The sequence below is a fragment of the Paenibacillus cremeus genome (assembly GCF_007786445.1).
Lineage (GTDB): Bacteria > Bacillota > Bacilli > Paenibacillales > NBRC-103111 > Paenibacillus_G > Paenibacillus_G cremeus.
This window is the reverse complement of record NZ_VNJI01000101.1, coordinates 1-6555: the sequence shown is the minus strand read 5'-3', so window position 1 is coordinate 6555 and position 6555 is coordinate 1. Positions and strand designations below refer to the sequence as shown.

At 54.1% G+C, this 6555-nt stretch carries 8 protein-coding genes; 2 read left to right on the top strand and 6 right to left on the bottom strand.

Features of this window, described 5'->3' with window-relative positions:
* Nucleotides 1-198 precede the first annotated feature (198 nt).
* Both FPZ49_RS34705 and FPZ49_RS34700 read right to left on the bottom strand, forming a co-directional pair.
* The gene (locus FPZ49_RS34705) at nucleotides 199-951 is read right to left on the bottom strand and encodes an ABC transporter permease (RefSeq protein WP_144855276.1); all 753 of its coding nucleotides are present in this window, start codon (nucleotides 949-951) and stop codon (nucleotides 199-201) included.
* A gap of 2 nt (nucleotides 952-953) precedes the next feature.
* On the bottom strand, nucleotides 954-1700 hold the full coding sequence (locus FPZ49_RS34700; RefSeq protein WP_261381765.1) for an ABC transporter ATP-binding protein: 747 nt from the start codon (nucleotides 1698-1700) through the stop codon (nucleotides 954-956).
* A 169-nt stretch (nucleotides 1701-1869) separates the two neighbouring features.
* Here FPZ49_RS34700 and FPZ49_RS34695 point away from each other — a divergent pair, with 169 nt between their 5' ends.
* Together FPZ49_RS34695 and FPZ49_RS34690 are read left to right on the top strand one after the other, a co-directional pair.
* Nucleotides 1870-2646: a GNAT family N-acetyltransferase gene (locus FPZ49_RS34695; RefSeq protein ID WP_186446289.1), complete on the top strand. Its 777-nt coding sequence runs from the start codon at nucleotides 1870-1872 to the stop codon at nucleotides 2644-2646.
* A 146-nt stretch (nucleotides 2647-2792) separates the two neighbouring features.
* Nucleotides 2793-3662 (top strand): SDR family oxidoreductase, encoded by an 870-nt coding sequence (locus FPZ49_RS34690; RefSeq protein ID WP_144855272.1) that lies wholly within the window; start codon nucleotides 2793-2795, stop codon nucleotides 3660-3662.
* Nucleotides 3663-3762: 100 nt separating this feature from the next.
* On the opposite strand, the gene FPZ49_RS34685 is transcribed toward FPZ49_RS34690, so the two are convergent.
* The 4 genes from FPZ49_RS34685 to FPZ49_RS34670 form a co-directional block, all read right to left on the bottom strand.
* Nucleotides 3763-4428 (bottom strand): YdcF family protein, encoded by a 666-nt coding sequence (locus tag FPZ49_RS34685; protein ID WP_144855270.1) that lies wholly within the window; start codon nucleotides 4426-4428, stop codon nucleotides 3763-3765.
* A complete protein-coding gene (locus FPZ49_RS34680; RefSeq protein ID WP_144855268.1) occupies nucleotides 4428-4826 on the bottom strand; it encodes a VOC family protein in 399 nt (132 codons plus the stop codon). The genes FPZ49_RS34685 and FPZ49_RS34680 overlap by 1 nt, the downstream gene beginning before the upstream one ends.
* A gap of 47 nt (nucleotides 4827-4873) precedes the next feature.
* Nucleotides 4874-5824 carry an ADP-ribosylglycohydrolase family protein gene (locus tag FPZ49_RS34675; protein WP_261381764.1) on the bottom strand — a complete coding sequence of 317 codons (951 nt, stop codon included), beginning with the start codon at nucleotides 5822-5824 and terminating at the stop codon, nucleotides 4874-4876.
* Nucleotides 5825-5892: 68 nt separating this feature from the next.
* Nucleotides 5893-6405 carry a DUF402 domain-containing protein gene (locus tag FPZ49_RS34670; RefSeq protein WP_144855266.1) on the bottom strand — a complete coding sequence of 171 codons (513 nt, stop codon included), beginning with the start codon at nucleotides 6403-6405 and terminating at the stop codon, nucleotides 5893-5895.
* Nucleotides 6406-6555 lie beyond the last annotated feature (150 nt).

The window sequence follows — 6555 nt, the reverse complement described above, 5'->3', positions numbered from 1 at the left end:
GAAAGAAAGAGATGGACTGAACGTCTGCTGGACGGAACAAAGCGGCGGAGGTTTCGAAGGAACCCTCACAGCTACCTAAAAAACATCGAAAACAAAGTCAGTGAGTTAATTGGTCAGCCGTAGTTTTTTTTCCGCTCATCGCTCTTCGTCCCCTTTATCCTTCAACTGCCCAGCGCTGCGGAAAAGAATTGCAGGATACTAACGGCTGCTTATTAACCGCTCATCCTTGGTGAAGTACAGCCTGTAACTAAGCATACTTAGGAGCATGCTGCTGATTGCCGCGGAGGACGACAAAATAAACACGATCAAAATTTGATACCGAACCGCCTCAACCGGATCGGCACCGGCTACGATCATACCGGTCATCATGCCGGGCAGCTGAACCAGACCTATCGTTTTCATACCGTCGATAGTCGGAATCATGCTCGCCTTGATCGAACGTTTGAGGGAGAGATGGATCGCTTGCCGAACGCTTGCACCCAGGGACAGCAGCGCCTCAATCTCCCCTTTGGAGGATTCGAGCTCACGCTTCATCTGATTTAAGAATAGGCCGGACACCACCATCGCGCTGCCAATCGTCATCCCGCTTATAGGAATGATATATTGCGGGATCGCTTCGATCAAATGACAGCCGATGAGCACCCCCATCGTCAGCCCTTCCGTGAAAAGGATCGACAAAAACACTCTAATGACAACGCCTTGCAGTCCTTTGCCACGCTGGGCGGCGTTCCAAGCAGCGATGGCAACCATAAGCAAGATAATGAGAATCATGAGGGCAGGATGCGCCGTATGAAAAACAAACTGAAGCACAAAGCCGACCAAGAGGAGCTGCAGCGACGAACGGACCGTGCCGATCAGAATGTCCTTTTCAAGACCCAGCTTCTGCCTCATGGAAGCGAAAATTGTAATGGCTACAAACACCAGCGTAAAGCCTAGAGCGGCTGCTGACATGGTTACACCACCCCCTCCTCTGGCCATTGCAAAAATTGCTGCGCTGCCGGCGTTATCGGCTGTCGAAAAAACAGCTCCGTCGGCTGACGCTCCATCAGCATACCTTCCGCCATAAACCACACAGTATCGCTGACCGAACGCGCTTGCTGCAAATCATGGGTAACCCACAGCATGGCGGTCTCTTCTGCCGCATGCCACTCCCTCAGCAGCTGCTCTACTGCCTGCTTGCTGTTCTGATCCAATGCCGAAGTAATCTCATCGAGCAAAAGCACGCGAGGTCTTAAAAGCAGGGAACGGACCAGCGCTACCCGCTGCTTTTCGCCCCCCGACAGCTCGGATGCATTAGACTGCCACGCTTTATCCTGCAAGCCACACTGCGCCATGAGCGCTCGGGCGAGCTCTGCCTCAAACGGTCTGCGATGCAGCGTACTGACGGTGCGCAGGTTGTCCTCCACGCTACCAGGCAGCATGATCGGCTGTTGGGCCACATAGCAAACCTTCGATCTCCAGTCCTGCGGCTTCCACTGATTAGAGGGGCGATTCTCTAAGTACAGCTCCCCTTCATCCGGACGATCCAGTTGGCCCACAATTCGCAGCAGCGTACTCTTGCCCTGTCCAGATGCACCCAGCAGCGCGATCCGTTCCTTTGACCCGATGGCAGCCGTCAGCTGCTGGAATAAATGGCTGCGTCCCATAATGGAAAGTCGTTTGCCGATCGATTCCATATGTAAAATTACGTTTTCGTTCAAACCCGCTTCCCCTCTCCCCACTCCACTTCTTTGCTGCAATCTCAAAATTATATACCGGAATGCGGCATTGTGCACGTTTACGTTCATTTTAAAGCAAATTTTAGTTGTATTTAAATACATACTATCGTATATTTATGCAATGCCATTATTGCTGAACGGAGTGATCGTATTGGAAAACAAACAGCTGTATTCACACCTCGATCGGCTTGCCCTGCAAACCTGGCCGGCTAAGATTACATGGGAGCTGGGCTCTTGGCTGCTGCGTGCTTCAGATGGTGTAACGAAGCGGGCGAATAGTGTTTGGACCGCCGATGGCTCTTTGAGCTGGGAAGCTGATCTAGTCCGCATGGAGGAAATCGAGTCATTCTACAGCTCGCAAGGGCTGCCTGCTCGTTTTCATCTTAGCGACGCCTCCCCGGAAGGGTTAGATGCGTGGCTTGAAGCCCGCGGGTATGCGAAGGAAGTGCCCTGCGACATGATGATTGCAGCCGCCTCCGAGGTCATCGATCATACCATCGACCGACGAAATGAGCAATTCCGCGCAGAGATCGTTTCTACGCATAAATCCGGCTGGCTTTCCGATTTCATTCGGCTAGAGGGGTACAGTGAAGAGCTAATCTCTTTTTATGATCAATTGTTCAGCCGCATCAAACCGAACGCCGGCTACTTGCGCATTATGGATGGCAGCGAGTGTGTGGCGGCAGGTGCAAGCGTGGTGCAGGATGGCTGGGCCGGGTTTACCAGCGTGATCGTACACCCGCAGCGGCGCGGACTGGGCTTGGGACAACGGATTGTGCACGAGCTGGCGATCTGGAGCAAGCAGCAGAATGCGGAGCGGCTGTATTTGCAGGTAATCTCGGATAATGAGCCTGCGGTGAAGCTTTATCGCAAAGCGGGGTATGAAAGGCTGTTCGGCTATCATTATCGCTCAAAGGCGCTTAGCTGATTACAGTTTTGGTTTGCTGGCTGGTGGAAAATGCCATGGAAACGATAGTGCGAATACGCGCATGCTAAGCTCAACTTTCTGCGTTATACCGAACCGCGGAGAGTTGAGCTAAGCTCAACTTCGAATTGAAAGGAGCGCAAGAACGCATGTCCACCACGACAATGGAAAAACAAACCTTTCCACCGCAGCACCAACAGCAGCAGCCTGGCATCGAGTCGCAAATGAATCCGCGTCCGGCGTTTGAGGATACACGCTACAAAGCGGCAGGCAAGCTGAAGGATAAGGTGGCGATCATTACAGGCGGAGACAGCGGCATCGGCCGAGCGGTCGCCGTAACGTATGCCAAGGAAGGCGCCGATGTGGCGATCGTGTATTTGAACGAACACGAGGATGCCAAGGAAACGAAGCGCCAAGTGGAGGAGGAAGGCCGTCGTTGCGTGCTTCTCCCCGGCGATATCGGTACGGAAGTGTTCTGCAAGCAGGCGGTTGAAGAAACCGTGAAACAGCTCGGCAAGCTGGACATCGTAGTGAATAACGCCGCGGAGCAGCATCCGCAGCAGCGGCTGGAGGACATTACGTCGGAGCAGCTGGAACGAACGTTTCGTACCAATATTTTCTCCTACTTCTACTTGACCAAAGCTGCACTAGCTCATCTGAAACAAGGCAGCGCCATCATCAACACGGCCTCTATCACCGCTTACGAGGGCAACGATCAGTTAGTCGACTACTCAGCGACCAAGGGGGCCATTGTCACCTTTACCCGCTCGCTTTCTCAACAGCTGATCGGTCGCGGCATCCGCGTGAATGGCGTAGCTCCCGGTCCGATCTGGACGCCGCTCATCCCTTCCACCTTCACGAAGGAGCAAGTGGCGAAGTTCGGCGGGGATACGCCCATGAAGCGAGCCGGGCAGCCGGAGGAGCTTGCGCCGAGCTACGTGTTTTTGGCTTGCGGTGATTCCTCCTATATGGCTGGCCAAATTTTGCATGTCAATGGCGGGACGATCGTGAACGGATAAGCTAAATCAAACGAGATAAGAACTGAAAAATCCCTTCATCCAACGGCTAGAGACCGGAGGGTTGGAGGGATTTTTTCAGTAAAGCACTTCTATCTCTGCCTCAGTCTCTGGATGGCTCGATCCCGAATGACAGCTGCAGCTTGTCGAGCTGCCATTTGGTCAGCGCCAGCGTCTCCCGGCTTTTGTGCCAAAGCATCATAAGCACATTCGAGTCCATCGGCGAAGCCATCACGTTTTCATAGCCTAAGAAATTCGCCATATCGAGCGCTCGAACCGCATGGTACCGGTGGGTAATGATAACCGCCGATTTCCATTGCTGCTTTTGCATGATCGCTTGGCTAAACTTCATGTTTTCATAGGTGCTCGTCGCATGATTTTCCAGAAAAATAGCAGACTCCGGTATGCCTTTGGCGATCAAATAGTTTCGCATGCCCTCTGCTTCCGTCAGCTTGGAATCTGCGCGATCATAGCCGCCGGATACGATCATGCGCTGAATCGTTCCTTGGCGATACAGCTCTACCGCCCGGTCTAAGCGCTCACTTAGGGCGGGACTTGGCGACGTCTGCCACAGTGCAGCCCCCAGCACAATGCCCACATCTTGAGGCGGGAGCTTCGCATCCGGCAGCGTAGCCATACGCCACTGCACAAAGCCGATCCACGCGAGGGCGGTCAGCACGAACGCGAGCAGGAGCTTGGAGATTATGCGACCGACGGAGACCAGACGGCGACCAATAGGGCTTGCGCCTGCTTTTTTCGTCAGCTTCATCAAGTCCACACCTTCATTCGTTCCGCTAAGCTGCCTGTGAACAACTCGAGCTCAGTGCCGTCCGGATCGAGAAAATTCAAACTCCAGCCTCCGCCGCGCTGAATCGGTCCTCGGACGATACGCACGCCAGCTTGCTTCAAGGTTGCTTCAGCTTCATGGAAATCCTGCTCCGCAATGGAAAAAGCTAAATGATCCACCCCGAGACGTGATGCTGAGAGCTTAACATCCCAACTGCTCTTCCGCTCAATTAAACATACCCAAGCACTTCCCCATTCTAGGTACGCATCCAGCCTACCTAGATGCACCAGCTTCATGCCTAACAACTGTTGATAAAAGGATAAGGACGCCGATAAATCCGAAACACGAATCGTGGCATGATTAAAACCGGTAACCTTCATACGTTTAACTCTCCCAGCAGCAGCTTCTAGGCGTCACGATCATCGCATTAGCGGTCGGCAGCCCCTGATTGTTCAAATAAACGGACAGCCAGCGCATCGATGTTCACTCTGTCCGTCAGCTCCACAAGCCACTCTGTCGGGATCGTCCCGAACCCATAATAAGCTCCAGCCAGCTGCCCATAGATGGCACCGGTCGTATCCGCGTCGTCGCCTAAATTGACGGCCAGCAGTGCGCCCTCTTCGAAGCTGTCGCTCCGATGGAAGGCCCATAGCGCCGCCTCCATCGACCGAACCACATAGCCTGTTCCTTGAATGTCCGGCGGCTGCCGATCCTTGAAGGAGCCGGAAGCGATCTCGTCGATCTCCGGTACGAGCGGCTGGCGCTCCCAGAACCCTGGCGCTGGCGTATAGCGCGGACTGAGCAGCTCCTCTTTAGCGACTCCTGCCAGCGCTCCTACGATTAAGCCGCCGTAATAGCGGCACGCATCCACGGCGAGCACGGCCCCGTGCGTCGTCAGCGAGCTGTCTCCAGAACGGATGATCGCTTGGGCGGGATCCGCCGCATAGTACATCGGCACAGGTGCAAGCCGCATCAGCGAGCCATTGCCCGACGCCATCCGGCTGATCGAGCCGCTGAACGGCTCGCCTGTCTGCTCGAACCGGCGGAGTGCATCGACCACGGTATTGCCGATGTCAAAGCAGGTACCTGTGCTGCTGCGGTAGCCTTCCCGATACCATCGCACATACCGCAGCATTTGATCCAGCGGATTAAACATGCGTCGCTCGAGCAAACTGTCGGCCAGGCACAGCGCCATAGAGGTGTCGTCCGTCCACTGACCGGGCTCCAGGCCGAACGGACCGCCCCCCTTCATCTCTTGGATTGGTTCGAACGAACCGGGCGTCTTGAACTCTAGCGTCGTACCCAGCGCATCGCCCACCGCAAGCCCCAGCAAGCATCCACGAAACCGGTCCACCGTTTTGACCATCGAATGACTCATTCCTTTGATCTCCTCTCTCAATAGACGAAGATGGATGCCCAATCGTTCAATAAACCTATGTAAAAATGTTATGTGGCTGGTATGCGATTAATAAACCGTTCCAGGGCGCCGTCAAACGGAAATTGCTTGGACGCGATCCGCTGCTGAAGCCGTACAAGCTCTTGTCTAGCCCTCTCCACCAGCTCGGGAGGGTAGCCGAACTGAACGGTGTGCAGTACGAACTCATCCTCGTCCACTACCTTCCATGCTCCCTGCCGATACACATAATCTAGATCCAGATCGACAAAGGAGATGACACTGCCTTCCCTGCGGGCAGGTTCATTAATATTGCAATAGTATTGCTGAATGGTCCCATCCATGACATCCGCGCTCACCGTAAACCACGAATGGAACGAAAAAAATTCAATCGTCCAATTCGGTACCGTAAACACCTTTTGCTTCGTATGATGATGAAGCGCCCGGCCTTTCTCCCCCAAGACAAACACGTGCGTGTCCGTTTCCTCCAGCAAAGTCGTGTTCCATTCATAGTGCAGCCGATTCCCGTATTTTAAGGCTTGAATGGTCATCCTGTTCTGATTCATGGCAATTCTCCCCCAATCCCCCATGCTAGTAGGGTAAGACGAGGGATTACTCCCTCGGACTCCCCGTCAAACCGTGCATGCGGATTTCCCGCACACGGCTTTCCTTTGTCAGTTCCCCATCTTCAGGAGCGAGTCGTCTTCACCCGTCGC